This is a genomic window from Serratia sp. CY44782 (assembly GCF_052168715.1).
GTDB lineage: Bacteria > Pseudomonadota > Gammaproteobacteria > Enterobacterales > Enterobacteriaceae > Serratia > Serratia nevei.
Window position 1 is genome coordinate 207,695 of sequence record NZ_JBJNME010000005.1, and the last position, 15,702, is coordinate 223,396.

The 15,702-nt window shown below is 60.3% G+C and carries 19 protein-coding genes; 15 read left to right on the forward strand and 4 right to left on the reverse strand.

The features are described from left to right. From fabG to ptsG, 9 genes are all read left to right on the forward strand, one after another. The gene (gene fabG, locus ACJ8HT_RS11310) at nucleotides 1–735 is read left to right on the forward strand and encodes a 3-oxoacyl-ACP reductase FabG (protein WP_016928193.1); all 735 of its coding nucleotides are present in this window, start codon (nucleotides 1–3) and stop codon (nucleotides 733–735) included. A 154-nt stretch (nucleotides 736–889) separates the two neighbouring features. Beyond that, nucleotides 890–1,126, forward strand: a complete 237-nt coding sequence (acpP, locus tag ACJ8HT_RS11315; protein ID WP_004719003.1) for an acyl carrier protein — start codon at nucleotides 890–892, stop codon at nucleotides 1,124–1,126. 82 nt (nucleotides 1,127–1,208) lie between these two features. Continuing rightward, the gene (fabF, locus tag ACJ8HT_RS11320) at nucleotides 1,209–2,450 is read left to right on the forward strand and encodes a beta-ketoacyl-ACP synthase II (protein ID WP_025159944.1); all 1,242 of its coding nucleotides are present in this window, start codon (nucleotides 1,209–1,211) and stop codon (nucleotides 2,448–2,450) included. Nucleotides 2,451–2,595: 145 nt separating this feature from the next. Then, nucleotides 2,596–3,393, forward strand: a complete 798-nt coding sequence (pabC, locus tag ACJ8HT_RS11325; protein ID WP_197652000.1) for an aminodeoxychorismate lyase — start codon at nucleotides 2,596–2,598, stop codon at nucleotides 3,391–3,393. A 13-nt stretch (nucleotides 3,394–3,406) separates the two neighbouring features. Beyond that, a complete protein-coding gene (gene mltG, locus ACJ8HT_RS11330) occupies nucleotides 3,407–4,432 on the forward strand; it encodes an endolytic transglycosylase MltG (protein ID WP_049197996.1) in 1,026 nt (341 codons plus the stop codon). After that, on the forward strand, nucleotides 4,422–5,060 hold the full coding sequence (gene tmk, locus ACJ8HT_RS11335) for a dTMP kinase (RefSeq protein WP_033646442.1): 639 nt from the start codon (nucleotides 4,422–4,424) through the stop codon (nucleotides 5,058–5,060). Before mltG ends, tmk begins: the two co-directional genes overlap by 11 nt. Continuing rightward, a complete protein-coding gene (holB, locus tag ACJ8HT_RS11340; RefSeq protein WP_197651999.1) occupies nucleotides 5,060–6,067 on the forward strand; it encodes a DNA polymerase III subunit delta' in 1,008 nt (335 codons plus the stop codon). The genes tmk and holB overlap by 1 nt, the downstream gene beginning before the upstream one ends. Before the next feature lie 19 nt (nucleotides 6,068–6,086). Next, nucleotides 6,087–6,863, forward strand: a complete 777-nt coding sequence (locus tag ACJ8HT_RS11345; protein ID WP_197651998.1) for a metal-dependent hydrolase — start codon at nucleotides 6,087–6,089, stop codon at nucleotides 6,861–6,863. Nucleotides 6,864–7,206: 343 nt separating this feature from the next. Continuing rightward, nucleotides 7,207–8,640 (forward strand): PTS glucose transporter subunit IIBC, encoded by a 1,434-nt coding sequence (gene ptsG, locus ACJ8HT_RS11350; RefSeq protein ID WP_016928184.1) that lies wholly within the window; start codon nucleotides 7,207–7,209, stop codon nucleotides 8,638–8,640. A gap of 56 nt (nucleotides 8,641–8,696) precedes the next feature. Here the strand turns inward: ptsG and ACJ8HT_RS11355 are convergent, their stop codons facing one another. Both ACJ8HT_RS11355 and mntR read right to left on the reverse strand, forming a co-directional pair. Continuing rightward, entirely contained in the window at nucleotides 8,697–9,062 is a 366-nt protein-coding gene (locus tag ACJ8HT_RS11355) for a DUF4180 domain-containing protein (protein ID WP_197651997.1), read from the reverse strand. 14 nt (nucleotides 9,063–9,076) lie between these two features. Next, nucleotides 9,077–9,547 (reverse strand): manganese-binding transcriptional regulator MntR, encoded by a 471-nt coding sequence (gene mntR / locus ACJ8HT_RS11360; protein WP_197651996.1) that lies wholly within the window; start codon nucleotides 9,545–9,547, stop codon nucleotides 9,077–9,079. A gap of 230 nt (nucleotides 9,548–9,777) precedes the next feature. Between mntR and ACJ8HT_RS11365 the strand changes: the two genes are divergently transcribed. After that, nucleotides 9,778–11,082, forward strand: coding sequence for an Nramp family divalent metal transporter (locus ACJ8HT_RS11365; protein WP_049271379.1), 1,305 nt, complete (start codon nucleotides 9,778–9,780; stop codon nucleotides 11,080–11,082). Between the two features lie 42 nt (nucleotides 11,083–11,124). Here the strand turns inward: ACJ8HT_RS11365 and ACJ8HT_RS11370 are convergent, their stop codons facing one another. Beyond that, nucleotides 11,125–11,874 (reverse strand): SDR family oxidoreductase, encoded by a 750-nt coding sequence (locus ACJ8HT_RS11370; protein WP_197651995.1) that lies wholly within the window; start codon nucleotides 11,872–11,874, stop codon nucleotides 11,125–11,127. A 99-nt stretch (nucleotides 11,875–11,973) separates the two neighbouring features. Between ACJ8HT_RS11370 and ACJ8HT_RS11375 the strand changes: the two genes are divergently transcribed. Further along, nucleotides 11,974–12,351 (forward strand): winged helix-turn-helix transcriptional regulator, encoded by a 378-nt coding sequence (locus tag ACJ8HT_RS11375; protein ID WP_147839435.1) that lies wholly within the window; start codon nucleotides 11,974–11,976, stop codon nucleotides 12,349–12,351. Here the strand turns inward: ACJ8HT_RS11375 and ACJ8HT_RS11380 are convergent. Continuing rightward, nucleotides 12,348–13,253, reverse strand: a complete 906-nt coding sequence (locus ACJ8HT_RS11380) for a transporter substrate-binding domain-containing protein (protein WP_197651994.1) — start codon at nucleotides 13,251–13,253, stop codon at nucleotides 12,348–12,350. The two genes, ACJ8HT_RS11375 and ACJ8HT_RS11380, sit on opposite strands and share 4 nt — an antisense overlap. A gap of 219 nt (nucleotides 13,254–13,472) precedes the next feature. On the opposite strand from ACJ8HT_RS11380, the gene hinT reads away from it, so the two are divergent. From hinT to thiK, 4 genes are read left to right on the forward strand one after another with little or no spacing between them, the layout of a single operon-like run. Beyond that, a complete protein-coding gene (gene hinT, locus ACJ8HT_RS11385; RefSeq protein WP_004928776.1) occupies nucleotides 13,473–13,823 on the forward strand; it encodes a purine nucleoside phosphoramidase in 351 nt (116 codons plus the stop codon). Nucleotides 13,824–13,834: 11 nt separating this feature from the next. After that, nucleotides 13,835–14,224, forward strand: coding sequence for a YcfL family protein (locus tag ACJ8HT_RS11390; RefSeq protein ID WP_049202783.1), 390 nt, complete (start codon nucleotides 13,835–13,837; stop codon nucleotides 14,222–14,224). Nucleotides 14,225–14,250: 26 nt separating this feature from the next. Continuing rightward, the gene (gene lpoB / locus ACJ8HT_RS11395) at nucleotides 14,251–14,841 is read left to right on the forward strand and encodes a penicillin-binding protein activator LpoB (RefSeq protein WP_049271371.1); all 591 of its coding nucleotides are present in this window, start codon (nucleotides 14,251–14,253) and stop codon (nucleotides 14,839–14,841) included. Beyond that, nucleotides 14,822–15,688, forward strand: a complete 867-nt coding sequence (thiK, locus tag ACJ8HT_RS11400) for a thiamine kinase (RefSeq protein WP_197651993.1) — start codon at nucleotides 14,822–14,824, stop codon at nucleotides 15,686–15,688. The genes lpoB and thiK overlap by 20 nt, the downstream gene beginning before the upstream one ends. Nucleotides 15,689–15,702: the final 14 nt, after the last annotated feature.

The following is a 15,702-nucleotide window of genomic DNA, read 5'->3' on the forward strand; positions in this document are numbered from 1 at the left end:
ATGAGCTTCGAAGGTAAAATCGTTCTGGTCACCGGCGCGAGCCGCGGTATTGGCCGAGCTATTGCAGAAACGTTTGTGGCACGCGGCGCCAAAGTGATCGGCACCGCAACCAGCGAGAGCGGCGCTGAAGCGATCAGCAGCTACCTGGGCGCAAACGGTAAAGGGTTTATGTTGAACGTTGTTGATGCGCAATCTATCGACAGCGTGCTGGCATCGATTCGCGCCGAATTTGGCGAAATCGACATTTTAGTGAATAATGCCGGCATCACGCGTGATAACCTGCTGATGCGTATGAAGGATGACGAGTGGGAGGATATCCTCGACACCAACCTGACTTCCGTATTCCGCCTGTCAAAAGCGGTAATGCGCGCTATGATGAAAAAGCGGTTTGGCCGTATCATCACCATCGGTTCTGTTGTCGGCACCATGGGGAACGCAGGGCAGGCGAACTACGCGGCGGCTAAAGCCGGCCTGATTGGTTTTAGCAAATCTTTGGCACGTGAAGTTGCTTCGCGTGGCATTACGGTCAACGTCGTGGCACCTGGCTTTATTGAGACGGACATGACACGGGCGTTGACAGATGATCAACGCGCAGGCATTTTGTCATCAGTTCCAGCCAACCGGCTGGGCGATGCTAAAGAAATCGCCAGCGCTGTTGCATTTTTGGCCTCTGATGAGGCCGGCTACATCACCGGTGAAACGTTACATGTCAATGGCGGCATGTACATGATTTAAAAAATGTGAAAACCATTTGCGTTATTTGAGGCAAAAACCGCAAAATAGCGTAAAATCGTGGTTTGACCAGCCGGGATTTAGTTGCATCTTTTTCAGCATTTTATACACTACGAAAACCATCGCGAAAGCGAGTTTTGATAGGAAATTTAAGAGTATGAGCACTATCGAAGAACGCGTTAAGAAAATCATTGTTGAGCAACTGGGTGTTAAACAGGAAGAAGTTTTGAACAACGCTTCTTTCGTTGAAGATCTGGGCGCTGATTCTCTTGACACCGTTGAGCTGGTAATGGCACTGGAAGAAGAATTCGACACCGAGATTCCAGACGAAGAAGCTGAGAAGATCACTACTGTTCAGGCAGCTATTGATTTCATCAACGCTAGCCAGCAGTAAGAGAACATATCTAGGCGGTCGTTCGACCGCCTAAGTTTTTTCTATCCCTAGTGTCATATTTTTCCCTCCCTGGAGGACAAACGTGTCTAAGCGTCGAGTAGTTGTGACCGGACTGGGCATGTTGTCTCCTGTCGGCAATACGGTAGAGTCCACGTGGAACGCTCTTCTTGCCGGTCAGAGTGGCATCAGCCTGATCGACCATTTCGATACCACTGCCTATGCGACCAAGTTTGCTGGCCTGGTAAAGAATTTTAATTCTGAGGATTTCATCTCTCGCAAAGATGCGCGCAAGATGGACGCCTTTATCCAGTACGGTATCGCTGCAGGCATGCAAGCCATGCAGGATGCAGGTCTGGACATCACCGAGGCTAACGCCACCCGCATTGGAGCCGCGATCGGTTCCGGCATCGGCGGCCTGGGTTTGATCGAAGAAAACCACAGTTCACTGGTTAACGGTGGCCCACGGAAAATCAGTCCGTTCTTCGTGCCATCCACCATCGTGAATATGATTGCAGGCCACCTGACAATCATGTACGGCATGCGTGGCCCAAGCATTTCCATCGCCACCGCCTGTACTTCAGGTGTGCACAACATCGGCCATGCGGCGCGTATCATTGCTTACAATGATGCTGACGTGATGCTGGCCGGTGGGGCAGAGAAAGCCAGCACCCCATTGGGCGTCGGCGGCTTTGGCGCAGCTCGCGCTCTGTCCACCCGTAATGACAACCCGCAGGCGGCGAGCCGTCCGTGGGATAAAGACCGCGACGGCTTCGTGCTGGGCGACGGCGCCGGCATGATGGTGCTGGAAGAGTACGAACACGCGAAAAAACGCGGCGCGAAAATCTACGCCGAAGTGGTGGGCTTTGGGATGAGCAGCGATGCTTATCACATGACGTCACCGCCGGAAAACGGCGCGGGCGCTGCGCTGGCGATGGAAAATGCCCTGCTTGACGCCGGTGTGACCCCGTCACAAATCGGCTACATCAATGCGCACGGCACCTCTACGCCGGCGGGTGACCAGGCGGAAGCGCAGGCGGTGAAATCCGTCTTCGGTGCCGATGCCCAGCGCGTGCTGGTGAGCTCGACCAAATCGATGACTGGCCACCTGTTGGGTGCGGCAGGCGCGATCGAGTCTATCTTCACCGTGCTGGCGCTGCGCGATCAGGCGGTACCACCAACCATCAACCTGGATAACCCGGATGAAGGTTGCGATCTGGACTTCGTGCCTCACGAAGCGCGCCAGGTCAGCGATATGGAGTTCACCCTGTGTAACTCCTTCGGCTTCGGCGGCACCAACGGCTCGCTGATCTTCCGCCGAGTATAACTCGCGCTGTGGATAGCTGACGAAAAGCCCGGTTTTTTAACCGGGCTTTTTTACGCCTGCCGTTTGGCCGCCGGCGGGGCTGCGTATCGTCTCGCCGCCTGCTATCCTGCGAGCGTAATGAACTAACCCGGCAACAGGAGGAAGCATGTACTGGATTAACGGACAACGCCACGATGCGCTGGCGCCGAGCGATCGTGGCCTGCAGTTCGGCGATGGCTGCTTTACTACCGCCCGGGTTATCGACGGTAAAATTGAGCTGCTGCCCTGGCATCTGGAGCGGCTGCAGCAAGCGGCGCAGCGGTTGATGCTGCCTGCCACCGATTGGCTGGCTTTCGAGCGGGAGATGGCGCTGGCGGCCGAATCAATTCCGCTCGGCGTGGTCAAAGCGATACTGACGCGCGGCAGCGGCGGGCGGGGTTACAGCCCGACGGGGTGCGAAAACCCGACGCGTATCGTCGCCCGCAGCAGCTACCCTGCGCACTATTTGCAGTGGCGTGAGCAGGGCATCACGCTTGCGCTCAGCCCGGTGGCGCTGGCGCGCAATCCGTTGCTGGCGGGGTTGAAGCATTTGAACCGCCTGGAGCAGGTGCTGATCCGCGCGCATCTTGACCAGACGGCCGCCGACGAGGCGCTGGTGCTTGACACTGCCGGTATGCTGGTGGAATGCTGTGCGGCTAATTTGTTCTGGCGTAAGGGAAAAGCGGTATTTACCCCGGATCTGAGCCAGGCCGGCGTCGCGGGCCTGATGCGGCGGCGGGTGATCGCGCTGCTGGCGGGCTCGGAATACCGTCTGCAGTGCGTCAGTGAACCGCTGGAGACGCTGGCCGATGCCGACGAAGTGCTGGTGAGCAATGCGCTGATGCCGCTGCTGCCGGTAAACGCTGCGCAATCATGGCGTTATGCTTCGCGCCAGCTGTATGATTTTTTGCATCCACACTGTTAACCATGGCTGATTGATGAAGAAAAGAAAGCTGAAGGTCCTGTCTGTTATTGTTGTTCTGGTATTAGCGCTGCTGTTTTGGGGCTACCAGAAGATCGAACGCTTTGCCGATACGCCGCTGGCTATCCAGCAAGAAACCATCTTCAAACTGCCGGCCGGCACCGGCCGGGTAGCGCTGGAAGGGCTACTGGTACGCGATAAACTGGTGCACAACGGGCGCTGGTTCCAGTGGCTGCTGAAGCTGGAGCCGGAGTTGGCGGAGTTTAAAGCCGGTACCTACCGGTTCACGCCGGGCATGACGGTGCGCCAGATGCTGAAACTGTTGGCCAGCGGCAAAGAGGCGCAGTTCACCGCACGCTTTATCGAAGGCTCACGCCTGCGTGACTGGCAGCAGGTGCTGCAGCAGTCCAAATACCTGAAACACACCCTGGCGGGCAAGAGCGAAGCGGAGATTGCCGCAGCGCTCGGCATTCCTGCGGGAGAAACGCCGGAAGGGCATTTGTACCCGGATACCTATCAGTATACCGCCGGCATGAGCGACATCGCGCTGCTCAAACGCGCACACGTGCGCATGAACAAAGCGCTGCAGGCCGCCTGGGCCGGCCGCGATACCAGCCTGCCGTATAAAACGCCGGAAGATCTGCTGACCATGGCCTCGATCGTCGAGAAAGAGACCGCGGTGCCGGAAGAGCGCAGCAAGGTAGCGTCGGTGTTCGTCAACCGCTTGCGCATCGGCATGCGCCTGCAGACCGATCCGACGGTGATCTACGGCATGGGCGAAAGCTATAATGGCAACATCACGCGCAAGGATCTGGAGACGCCGACGCCGTACAACACCTATGTGATCGCCGGCCTGCCGCCAACGCCGATCGCCATGCCGGGGGAGGCCTCGCTGCAGGCGGCCGCCAATCCGGCCAAAACGCCTTATCTCTATTTTGTCGCCGACGGCAAGGGTGGGCATACCTTCACCACCAATCTGGCGAGCCATAACCAGGCGGTGCGCGTGTACCGTCAGGCGTTAAAGGAAAAGAATGAAAAGTAAATTCGTTGTTATCGAAGGGCTGGAAGGCGCGGGTAAAACCACCGCGCGCGATACGGTGGTCAATGTGCTGCGCGAACACGGCGTCAGCGACATCGTCTTCACCCGCGAGCCGGGCGGCACGCCGCTGGCGGAGAAGCTGCGCGATCTGTTCAAGCGCGGCATCGACGGCGAATTGCCGACCATCAAGGCCGAAGTATTGATGCTGTACGCCGCGCGTGTGCAGCTGGTGGAAACCGTGATTAAACCGGCCCTGGCGCGCGGCGCCTGGGTGGTGGGCGATCGCCACGATCTCTCTTCACAGGCTTACCAGGGTGGCGGCCGCGGCGTGGATCCGCAGCTGATGAGCTCGCTGCGCGACACCGTGCTGGGGGATTTTCGCCCGGACTTGACGGTCTATCTCGATCTGCCGCCGCTGGTCGGCCTGCAACGCGCACAGGCGCGCGGTCAGTTGGATCGCATCGAACAGGAAGCGCTGCCGTTCTTCGAGCGCACCCGCGCTCGCTATCTCGAGCTGGCGGCGCAGGATAAAACCATCGTCACCGTCGACGCCGCCCAGCCGCTGGAGCAGGTGACCGCGGCGATCCGCGACTGCGTCGGCCACTGGCTGCGGCAGCAGGAAGGCGCATAATGAACTGGTACCCGTGGCTGAACGGCCCTTATCGCCAGCTGGTTGGGCAGTACGCCGACGGCCGTGGTCATCATGCGCTGCTGCTGCACGCGGCGGCGGGCAACGGTGACGACGCGCTGGCCTACGGCCTGAGCCGCTGGTTGATCTGCCAGCAGCGCAACGGTGAAAAAAGCTGCGGCGAGTGCCACAGCTGCCGGCTGATGCTGGCGGGCAACCACCCGGATTACCACGTGCTGGCGCCGGAAAAGGGCAAGAGCAGCCTGGGGATCGAGCCGATCCGTCAGGTGATTGAAACGCTGTACACCCACGCGCAGCAGGGCGGTGCCAAAGTGATTTGGCTGCCGCAGGCGGAACAGCTGACCGAGGCGGCGGCCAACGCGCTGCTTAAAACGCTGGAAGAGCCGCCGGAGAAAACCTATTTTCTGCTGGGTTGCCGTGAGCCGTCACGGCTGATGGCAACGCTGCGCAGCCGCTGCCTGTACTGGCATTTGGCGAGCCCGGATGAGCAGCTCAGCCTGCAGTGGCTGGGCAGGCAGGCGGCCGGATCTCAGACGGACCGCCTCACGGCGCTGCGCCTGCACGACGGCGCGCCGCTGGCCGCCGAACAGCTGTTGCAGCCGCAGCAGTGGCAACAGCGCAGCGCCCTGTGCGCCGCGTTGATCGCCGCGCTGCCGCAGCGCGATATGCTGTCGCTGTTGCCGGTGTTGAACCATGAAGACGTCGCCGAGCGCCTGCACTGGCTGTGCGCGCTGCTGGTGGACGCGATGAAGTGGCAGCAGGGCGCACATCACTATGTATTGAATCAGGATCAGCAGCCGCTGGTGCATCAGCTGGCCAGCCTGCTGAGCAGCGTCTCACTGCAGCAGATCGTGCAGCAGTGGCTGAACTGCCGCCATCAGCTGCTCAGCGTGGTGGGCGTCAATCGCGAGCTGCTGCTGACCGAACAGTTACTTCGCTGGGAACAGATGCTTGGCGCCGCCGGCTATTCCCAACCTCATTCGCTGTAAAGTAAAAGAGTTAAAAATTATGTTGTTAGTCGATTCTCATTGCCATCTTGACAGTTTGGATTATCAAGCGCTGCACCAAAATGTGGACGATGCGCTGGCCAAGGCCAAAGCGCGCGACGTCGGCTATGTGCTGGCGGTCGCCACCACGCTGCCGGGCTACCGTTCCATGACTGAGCTGATCGGCAAGCGCAACGACGTGGCCTTCTCCTGTGGGGTGCATCCGCTCAATCTGGAAGAGGGGTATGATTACGCCGAGCTGCGCCGCTTGGCGGCGGCGGAGCAGGTGGTAGCGCTGGGGGAAACCGGGCTCGATTACTTCTACCAGAAAGATAACCTTGAGCTGCAGCAGGACTCTTTCCGCGAACATATCCGCATCGGCCGGGATCTGAACAAGCCGGTGATCGTCCACACCCGTGATGCGCGCGCGGACACGCTGGCGATCCTGCGTGAAGAGAACGCACAGGACTGCGGCGGCGTACTTCACTGCTTCACCGAAGATCTGGCCACGGCCGAAGCGCTGCTGGATCTGGGCTTCTACATTTCCTTCTCGGGCATCGTGACCTTCCGCAACGCCGAACAGCTGCGTGAGGTGGCCCGCTATGTGCCGCTGGATCGCATTCTGGTGGAAACCGATTCGCCTTATCTGGCGCCGGTGCCACATCGCGGCAAAGAAAACCAACCCGCCTATGTGCGCGATGTGGCTGAATACATGGCGGTATTGAAGGGCGTCAGCCTGGAACAACTGGCCGAAGCGACCACCGCCAACTTTTCACGCTTATTTCACCTCGATCTGTGATCTTTGACCTAGGCTATAGCTGTAGGTCATTGTCTGCGTAATTTTTTTTAAGCTCGTAATTAATCACTGAAACGGGTAAGGTTCCCTCCCGTTTCAGGGTGATTGATGCGTCTTTTTTGGCCAGCTTTGCCAAAAAATAGCCGGTTTATGCAAAGTTACCGCGGCTCGATCATCGAAACGTGATTGTCATCAAACATTGCGCAGGCTATTTATTTTACTCTGCGTAATAAATTCAAGGGGTGCTCAGACACCCTGAATTGCAGGGGTTTTTCTCCCCCCCTTGCAGCGCGAATTATCGCGACAAGAAGTAGCAAAGCATTATTACTCAGGAGCACACTCAACTATGTTCAAGAACGCATTTGCAAACCTGCAAAAAGTAGGTAAATCGCTCATGCTGCCGGTGTCCGTGTTGCCTATCGCAGGTATCCTGCTGGGCGTCGGCTCCGCCAACTTTAGCTGGCTACCTGCGGTAGTCTCCCACGTGATGGCGGAAGCGGGCGGTTCGGTCTTCGCCAACATGCCGCTGATTTTCGCCATCGGCGTCGCCCTGGGCTTCACCAACAACGACGGCGTTTCCGCGCTGGCGGCAGTGGTGGCCTACGGCATCATGGTGAAAACCATGGCGGTAGTTGCGCCGCTGGTGCTGCACCTGCCGGCTGAAGAGATTGCGGCCAAGCACCTGGCGGATACCGGTGTGCTCGGGGGGATTATCTCCGGCGCCATCGCGGCCTATATGTTCAACCGCTTCTTCCGCATTCAACTGCCGGAATACCTGGGCTTCTTTGCCGGTAAGCGCTTCGTGCCGATCATTTCCGGTCTGGCGGCGATCGTTCTGGGCGTAGTGCTGTCCTTCATCTGGCCGCCGATCGGTACGGCTATCCAGACCTTCTCGCAGTGGGCGGCTTATCAGAACCCGGTCGTGGCCTTCGGCATTTACGGCGTGGTTGAGCGTGCTCTGGTGCCGTTCGGTCTGCACCACATCTGGAACGTACCGTTCCAAATGCAAATCGGTGAATTCACCAACGCGGCGGGCCAGGTATTCCACGGCGACATCCCTCGCTACATGGCGGGTGATCCAACCGCGGGCAAACTGTCCGGCGGCTTCCTGTTCAAAATGTACGGTCTGCCTGCTGCGGCCATCGCCATCTGGCACTCGGCCAAGCCGGAAAACCGCGCGAAAGTCGGCGGCATCATGATCTCCGCCGCGCTGACCTCGTTCCTGACCGGTATCACCGAGCCGATCGAGTTCTCCTTCATGTTCGTCGCGCCGATCCTGTACGTGATCCACGCTATCCTGGCCGGCCTGGCGTTCCCAATCTGCATCCTGTTGGGCATGCGTGACGGCACTAGCTTCTCGCACGGCCTGATCGACTTTATCGTACTGAGCGGCAACAGCAGCAAAATCTGGCTGTTCCCAATCGTCGGCATCGTCTACGGTCTGGTGTACTACACCATCTTCCGCGTGCTGATCGCCAAGCTGGATCTGAAAACCCCGGGCCGTGAAGACACCGCTGCCGAGCAGACTGCGCAGGGCGGTTCCGAAATGTCCGCGGCGCTGGTTCAGGCCTTCGGCGGTAAAGAAAACATCACTAACCTGGATGCTTGCATCACCCGTCTGCGCGTCAGCGTGGCCGACGTGTCCAAAGTTGACCAGGCGGGCCTGAAGAAACTGGGCGCAGCCGGCGTAGTCGTCGCTGGCTCCGGCGTACAGGCCATCTTCGGCACCAAGTCCGACAACCTGAAAACCGATATGGACGAATACATCCGTAATCACTGATTCAGGCAGGGGAGTTACCAAGGGAGGCGAAAGCCTCCCTTTTTTATTGCCTGCCGTCAGGCGCCAAGCCGCTGTTCGAGCTCGGCGAGAGAAGGGAGGAACCAGACCTGTTCGCCACGGTTGGCTTCGCGCACAAAATCTTGCAGCGCGTTGCTTTGCGCCAGCCAGGGAGTGATATCGCCCAGCAGCGCCACGCGCAGGCGGTAGTTGATGAATTTCTGCAATACGGCGCCGGCCATGCCGCTTCTGAGTTGGAAGAAGGCGGCGTCGAGGCGGTTGACGGGGAGGGCAATCATCCCGGCATCGTGTTCAAAGGCGGGCGCGATAAACAGGCTGACGCCGTTTTCGTCTTTCAACGGCGGCCCGGCTTCGGCGAAAACCACCAGGCGCCGATCATGGATTTGCCGCACGGCGTAGCTCATCGGCGCTCCGGGAGTCAGGGTTTGGCGTGCTTTTGCAGGTAATGCTCGAACACCGCCAGCGTTTCGTCCGAGATATGGTGTTCAATCCCTTCGCTGTCCAGCTCGGCGGTTTCGCTCGGCACCCCGACGCACATCAGCAGATCGACCACGATGCGGTGACGGCGGCGCACCTTCTGCGCCAGCTGCTCGCCTTCTTCCGTTAAAAACACCCCGCGATATGGGCGCGATTCCACCAGCCCAGCGCTTTTCAGCCGCGCGATATTTTTGATCGCCGTCGGGTGAGACACGCCGAAGCGGCGTGCGATGTCGGTGGTTCTGGCTTCGCGGGTGCTTTGCAGCAAATCGGCGATCAGCTCAACGTAATCTTCGATCAGCGCATTGGACTGCGCTTCGCGGGCGCGGCTAAAACGCAGGGCGTGCTCGGCCTCGTCCGGCATGTCGGTCTGGGCGTGGCGGTCGGCGTTATTTGGCGCGCGGGTAACCATAGCGTGGGGCGTCCTGTAAGCATAAAAATGGCATCTCCCGGCAATGCGGGGAGGGTTGCCCTAAGTTAGTCCAAATAGCACACATTATCAATTCGATGCCACGCATTGTGGTAGTTAGAAATATCTCTACACAAAGCCAATGAATTTCGCCTGTTGCATAAAGTGTAGCCGATGCTACATTGTCAGCATGATAGGTGGAAAAATAACCAGTGAAAGATTGAGGGTACTTCATGCGTGATGCGGCAACCACTCCATCGTTAACCGAACGGACCAACATTGCGATTGGCGCCGCCCTTGCCGGACGCAAGCGCGGCGCCTTTACGCCGTTGCTGTTCGCCGGCCCTGCGGTGATTGCCTCTATTGCCTATATGGATCCCGGCAACTTCGCCACCAACATTCAGGCCGGGGCGAAATACGGCTACAGCCTGCTATGGGTGGTGGTGATGGCCAACCTGATCGCCATGCTGTTCCAGGCGCTGTCGGCCAAGCTGGGCATCGTCACCAACCGCAATCTGGCGGAGATGTGCCGCGACCAGTTTTCACGGCCGGTAGTGATCGGCATGTGGCTGCTTAGCGAAGTGGCGGCGATGGCCACCGATCTGGCAGAGTTTCTCGGCGGGGCGATCGCGCTGGCGCTGCTGTTCCATATGCCGCTGCTGGCGGGAATGGGGGTGACGGCGGTGATCACCTATGCGCTGTTGATGGTGGAAAAAAAAGGTTTCCGCCCGGTCGAACTGATGATCGGCGGCCTGGTGGGCATCATTGCGCTGTGCTACCTGGTGGAGATGTTCATCGTACCGGTGGATTGGCAGGCGGCCGGGATCGGCATGGTGACGCCGCAACTGCCGGACGCGCAGGCGCTGACCATCGCCGTCGGCATTATCGGCGCCACCGTGATGCCGCACGCCATTTTCCTGCATTCGGGGCTGACTCAGCACCGCAGCCCGGCCAGCGATAACGGCGAGCGGCGCAAGCTGCTGCGTTTCTCCAATATTGAGGTGGTGATCGCGCTGGCGCTCGCCGGGCTGGTGAATATCGCGATGGTCATCATGGCCTCGAGTGCCTTCCACGCCGGTAACAGCGACGTGGCCGAAATTGGCACCGCCTACCATACGCTGACGCCGCTGTTCGGTGCGGCGGCCGCCGGCATCTTCCTCGCTTCGCTGATCGCCTCCGGCATTTCCAGCTCGGTGGTGGGCACTATGGCCGGGCAGATGATTATGCAGGGCTTCGTTGGCTTCCGCATTCCGGTGTGGGTGCGCCGCCTGGTCACCATGGTGCCGGCGTTTATCGTGGTGGCGATGGGCGTCAACGCCACCGACGCGCTGGTCTACAGCCAAGTGGTGCTGAGCCTGGCGCTGCCGGCGCCGATGATCGCGCTGGTGATGTTCACCCGCCGCCGCGACATCATGGGCGAGTTCGCCAACGGCCGCTGGACCAGCCTGGCAGCGGTGGTCGGCACGGTGGTGATCGTGCTGCTCAACGTGGTGCTGCTGTTGCAGACCTTCGGCGTTGAGATCCCTGGGCTGGGGTGATCTTATGGGCCGCGCGGGGCGCGGCCGCGTCGCTAAATTAAATTATAAATTCCCCACGCCACCGTCCATCTGCAGCTCGGCGCCGACCATAAAGGCCGACTCGTCCGCCGCCAGAAACACCGCCGCTTTGGCCAGCTCCAGCGCGCTGCCCATGCGGCCGATCGGCACCAGCGCGCGGATATCGTCGCGCAATGCCTGCTCATCCGCTTCCGCCAACCCCAGCTTACCCAACGCCGGGGTTTCGGTCGGGCCGGGGCTGAGGCCGTTGACGCGAATGCCGCGCGCGTGCAGCTCGCCGGACAGCGTTCTGGCCAGCGACAGCAAGCCGGCTTTGCTGGCGGCATAGGCGCTGCTCTGCGGCAGGCCGATATGGGCGCTGACCGAACCGCACAGGATCACCGAAGACGGGTTGGCCAGCAGCGACAGCAAAGCCTGGATCAGAAAAAACGGCCCCTTCAGGTTGATGTCCATCAGCCGCTGATAGCTCTGCTCATCCCACTCCTGCAGCGGGCGATGCGTAACGTCGCCGGCGTTGATATACAGCACGTCCAGCCGCGGCCACCTTAGCCCCAGCCGCTGTACCAGTTCGCGCTGCTGCGGGATATCGCCGGCGTCGCTCAGCAGCAACAGCGCCTTGCCCGCCAATGCCTGGCCCGCCGCGTCCAGGGCGCTTTGGCTGCGCCCGGTGATCGCTACCGTCGCGCCCTCGGCGATGAACTGGCGGGCGGTTTCCAGCCCGATGCCGCTGGTGCCGCCGGTAATCAATGCGTATTTGCCTTGCAGTCGTGACATAACCGATTCCTCTTTAGCGTCAGTTGCGGCATTATTTGCGCTATAGTTCCTTTTGCATAGTAGGCACCTTTTGAATACTAAAGGGCGAGGTGGGATGAAATGACGGCGCAAGCGCCATTAGCGGCGGAAAATAATTTGGCGGCGTTGCCGACGGCGGGCGAACCTTGCCCGATGGTGGACTTCGTCAATCTGGTGTCGGGCAAGTGGGCGATACCGATCCTGTACCGGCTGATCGTGATCGACAGCCCGGTACGATTCAGCGAACTGCAGCGGGCGGTGGCGCCCATTGCGCAAAAAGAGCTAACGCGCCAGCTGCGGCTGTTTGAGCAGCGCGGCCTGGTGACGCGGCAGGTGTATCCCGAAGTGCCGCCGCGGGTGGAGTATCAGGTCACCGCGCTCGGCAAATCGCTGCGGCCGACGCTGGACTCGCTGGCCGAGTGGATGCGTCGGCACGCGCCGCAGCTGATCGGCGGCTAGTCGCCGATGCCCGGCGGGTTGATGGCGGAGCGCTCGACCTTTTCGTCGCCTTCGCCCCAGCGCTCCAGCACCTGCGCGTATTCGCCGCTGACGATAACGCCGTTGATGGCGGCGTTGACGGCGTTCACCAACCCGTTGCCTTTTTTGGTGGTGACCGCGACGTAGGCCACGCTGGGGCCGATACCGACCATTTTGGTCTTGCCGGTCAGCGCCGCCTTGTAGGCGCCGGTGGAGTGGGGGCCGAAGAACGCGTCGGCGCGCCCGGACTGAATGCTCAGGTTGGTGGCGGCGTCGTCGGTCACATAGATCGGCTGCACCGGCGGCAGCCCGGTGGCGCGATTCTGTTTATCCCACCCCAGCAAAATGTTTTCCTGATTGGTGCCGGATCCGACGATGATCCGCAGCCCGGCGACGTCCTGTGGCCGGTTGATCGAGGTGATGTGGCTGGTGGATTTGACGTAAAAGCCCAGCGTGTCCACCCGATAGGTCGCGAAGTCGAATTTGGTCTTGCGCTGTTTGGTGACGGCGATGTTGAAGATCGCCGCATCGTATTTGCCGGCGCTGATGCCCAGCGGCCAATCTTCCCAGGAGGTGGGTACCAGATTCAGCGTCAGTCCGAGGCTGTCGGCCACTAGGCGGGCGATGTCCGGATCGCTGCCGATCAGCGTTTTATTGTCTTCGGCGAACAGCGCCAGCGGCGGGGAGTTCTCGAACGCCACCGCCACTGTCAGCTTGCCGGGCACCGCAAAGTGAAAATTCGCCGGAATCAGTGCGATAGCGGCGGGGTTTTTCGCTGCGCGTATCGGCTCGCGGTTAGCCTGCAGATCGATACCGCCCGCCGTGGCCGCCTGAACGGCAGCGCTCAGCAACAGCGCGCACAGCGCCGAAATCCTCAGTGGCATAACACCCTCTACTCTTTGTTAATCATGGGGTTACTATTGGCGGCAGCACGGGGCAAGTAAAGCAACAATAGTGAATAACCAAAGTGAAAAGGTGCACAAGCGGGGCGCCGGCCTGCGCGAATCTGCAGCACTCGACGCGGAAAGTGCGCAATCAGGTTGAAAGCAGTAGAATTTGTCACTCATACTGCGTACAGCTAATTGTGTAAAAAGGAACGCCAGATGGCCGAAGAAACGATTTTCAGTAAAATTATCCGCCGCGAAATCCCTGCTGATGTGGTTTATCAGGATGAACTGGTCACCGCTTTCCGTGACATCTCCCCTCAGGCACCCACCCATGTGCTGATCGTTCCCAACGTGCTGATCCCAACCGTCAACGACGTGACCGTGGAGCACGAAGCCGCGCTGGGCCGCATGATCACCGCCGCGGCGAAGATCGCCGAACAGGAAGGCATCGCCGAAGACGGCTACCGCCTGATCGTCAACTGCAACCGCCACGCTGGTCAGGAGGTCTATCATATTCATATGCACCTGGTCGGTGGTCGCTCGCTGGGGCCGCTGCTGTCACGCTAAGCGAGGAAATCATGCGCGGTAAAAAAACTCTGCGTGGTCTGATGGCGTTGGCGCTGCCCGCCGCGTTGCTGATGGGGTGCAGTTCGCCGTCCGGCATTGCGGTCAACCAAGGCCAAACGGTGGTGATGGATCCTTCGGTGCTGACCGCTGGCATTCTGGCCGATACGCCTTCGATTTCGAACGCTTCCGGGCGGGTGATGGCGACCTCGGTGCTCAATAACAGCCAACCGACGCCGGTCACCGTGCATTATCGTTTCTATTGGTATGACGCGCAGGGGCTGGATATTCGCCCCTTCGAGAAACCGCGCGAGATCGTTGTGGCGCCCGACTCGGACGCCAAAATCTACTCGATTAACGGCAACCTGGACGCCAAAAGCGCGCGTCTGTACCTGTACCTGTAAGCGCTTGCCAGGTTTGGAGAAAAAGCATGAAAAAGTACGTCTTAGTGGCGCTGGCCGCATTAACCCTGAGCGGCTGTCTGTCGCGTCCGCCTGAGCCGGATCAGCCGCTGCCGCCGGTCACCGTCGAACCGGATCAACCGAATCCGCCGGTCGAGCAGCCACAGCCGCCAACCACCGAGCCGGTGCCGCAACCGCCGAAAATCCAGCAGCTTGACTGGCTGGGCAGCGTTCAGCCGCTGGTGGGGCAGATGCTGAAGGCCGATGGCGTCACGGCCGGCAGCGTGCTGTTGCTGGACAGCGTCAAGAACAATACCAACGGTTCGCTGCAGATGGGCAAGGCCACCGCGGCGCTGTACAAGGCGCTGGCGTCGAACTCCACTTTCAGCGTGGTGCCGGAAGCGAAGCTGACCAGTGCCCGACAAACGCTGGGCCTGTCGGCGGATGACAGCTTCGGTTCGCGCAGCAAGGCGATTGGCCTGGCGCGCATCGTCGGCGCGCAGTACGTGCTATACAGCGACGTCAGCGGCGACGTGAAGTCGCCGGCGTTGGATATGCAGCTGATGCTGGTGCAAACCGGCGAGATCGTCTGGTCGGGCAATGGCGCCGTTAAACGCTGAGGCCGCGCTGCGACGATTGATGGAAACCAGACTGCCGGCGGTGAATACCGCCGGTTGTCATTTCAGCCCGGTGCAGGGGCTGACCGGCGAGAGCTGGCGCATCGACGGCGCGGGCATCACGCTGCTGGCGCGGCAGCACAGTGCGGAAAAGCGCGCGCTGGGCGTGAGCAGGCGGCGGGAAGCGCGGGTCTTGCGGCGCTGCGCGCCGGGGCTGGGGCCACGGGTTTTCGCACAGAATAATCAGTGGCTTATCCTCGAATGGCTCGAAGGTGACGTCGTCACAGATGCCGAGTTTGCGGCGCTGAATCAGCGCGGCGAGCTGGCGGCGATGGCGGCGGAACTGCACCGGCGGCCGCTCAGCGGTTACCGGCTGGATCTGCAGCGGCAGTTCCGCCGCTACTGGCAGCAGCTGGATAGGCGGCGTTTAACCCCTGACTGGCTGCGCCTGCAGCGTCATTTTTTACGCAGCGCCTTACCACGGCCGCTGCGCCTGGCGCCGCTGCACATGGACATCCATCCGGGTAATCTGCTCGCCACCGGCGAAGGGCTGCGGCTGATCGACTGGGAATATGCCGCCGACGGCGACGTGGCGCTGGATATCGCCGCGCTGTTTCGCGGCAACGGTTGGTCGGCCGGCCAGCAGCAGCGCTTTTTGCAGCACTACGCGTGCCAGGGCTATCACGACGTCGCCCGGCTGCAGGCGCAGGTACGCCGCTGGCTGCCGTGGGTGGATTATCTGATGCTGCTGTGGTTTGAAGTGCGCTGGCAGCAGAGCGGCGACGCCGAATTTTTGCGCTGGGGCGCGGCGGTGCGCCGGCGGCTTTGTTTATCATCATCCGAATTCTGAACGAACAATCATGA

What these genes read in the sequence shown, in the direction of transcription:
- fabG (WP_016928193.1), top strand. Translation starts at nt 1, where the DNA reads ATGAGCTTCGAAGGTAAAATCGTTCTGGTCACCGGCGCGAGCCGCGGT.
- acpP (WP_004719003.1), top strand. Translation starts at nt 890, where the DNA reads ATGAGCACTATCGAAGAACGCGTTAAGAAAATCATTGTTGAGCAACTG.
- pabC (WP_197652000.1), top strand. Translation starts at nt 2,596, where the DNA reads ATGTACTGGATTAACGGACAACGCCACGATGCGCTGGCGCCGAGCGAT.
- mltG (WP_049197996.1), top strand. Translation starts at nt 3,407, where the DNA reads ATGAAGAAAAGAAAGCTGAAGGTCCTGTCTGTTATTGTTGTTCTGGTA.
- tmk (WP_033646442.1), top strand. Translation starts at nt 4,422, where the DNA reads ATGAAAAGTAAATTCGTTGTTATCGAAGGGCTGGAAGGCGCGGGTAAA.
- holB (WP_197651999.1), top strand. Translation starts at nt 5,060, where the DNA reads ATGAACTGGTACCCGTGGCTGAACGGCCCTTATCGCCAGCTGGTTGGG.
- ACJ8HT_RS11345 (WP_197651998.1), top strand. Translation starts at nt 6,087, where the DNA reads ATGTTGTTAGTCGATTCTCATTGCCATCTTGACAGTTTGGATTATCAA.
- ptsG (WP_016928184.1), top strand. Translation starts at nt 7,207, where the DNA reads ATGTTCAAGAACGCATTTGCAAACCTGCAAAAAGTAGGTAAATCGCTC.
- ACJ8HT_RS11355 (WP_197651997.1), bottom strand. Translation starts at nt 9,062, where the DNA reads ATGAGCTACGCCGTGCGGCAAATCCATGATCGGCGCCTGGTGGTTTTC.
- mntR (WP_197651996.1), bottom strand. Translation starts at nt 9,547, where the DNA reads ATGGTTACCCGCGCGCCAAATAACGCCGACCGCCACGCCCAGACCGAC.
- ACJ8HT_RS11365 (WP_049271379.1), top strand. Translation starts at nt 9,778, where the DNA reads ATGCGTGATGCGGCAACCACTCCATCGTTAACCGAACGGACCAACATT.
- ACJ8HT_RS11370 (WP_197651995.1), bottom strand. Translation starts at nt 11,874, where the DNA reads ATGTCACGACTGCAAGGCAAATACGCATTGATTACCGGCGGCACCAGC.
- ACJ8HT_RS11375 (WP_147839435.1), top strand. Translation starts at nt 11,974, where the DNA reads ATGACGGCGCAAGCGCCATTAGCGGCGGAAAATAATTTGGCGGCGTTG.
- ACJ8HT_RS11380 (WP_197651994.1), bottom strand. Translation starts at nt 13,253, where the DNA reads ATGCCACTGAGGATTTCGGCGCTGTGCGCGCTGTTGCTGAGCGCTGCC.
- hinT (WP_004928776.1), top strand. Translation starts at nt 13,473, where the DNA reads ATGGCCGAAGAAACGATTTTCAGTAAAATTATCCGCCGCGAAATCCCT.
- ACJ8HT_RS11390 (WP_049202783.1), top strand. Translation starts at nt 13,835, where the DNA reads ATGCGCGGTAAAAAAACTCTGCGTGGTCTGATGGCGTTGGCGCTGCCC.
- lpoB (WP_049271371.1), top strand. Translation starts at nt 14,251, where the DNA reads ATGAAAAAGTACGTCTTAGTGGCGCTGGCCGCATTAACCCTGAGCGGC.
- thiK (WP_197651993.1), top strand. Translation starts at nt 14,822, where the DNA reads ATGGCGCCGTTAAACGCTGAGGCCGCGCTGCGACGATTGATGGAAACC.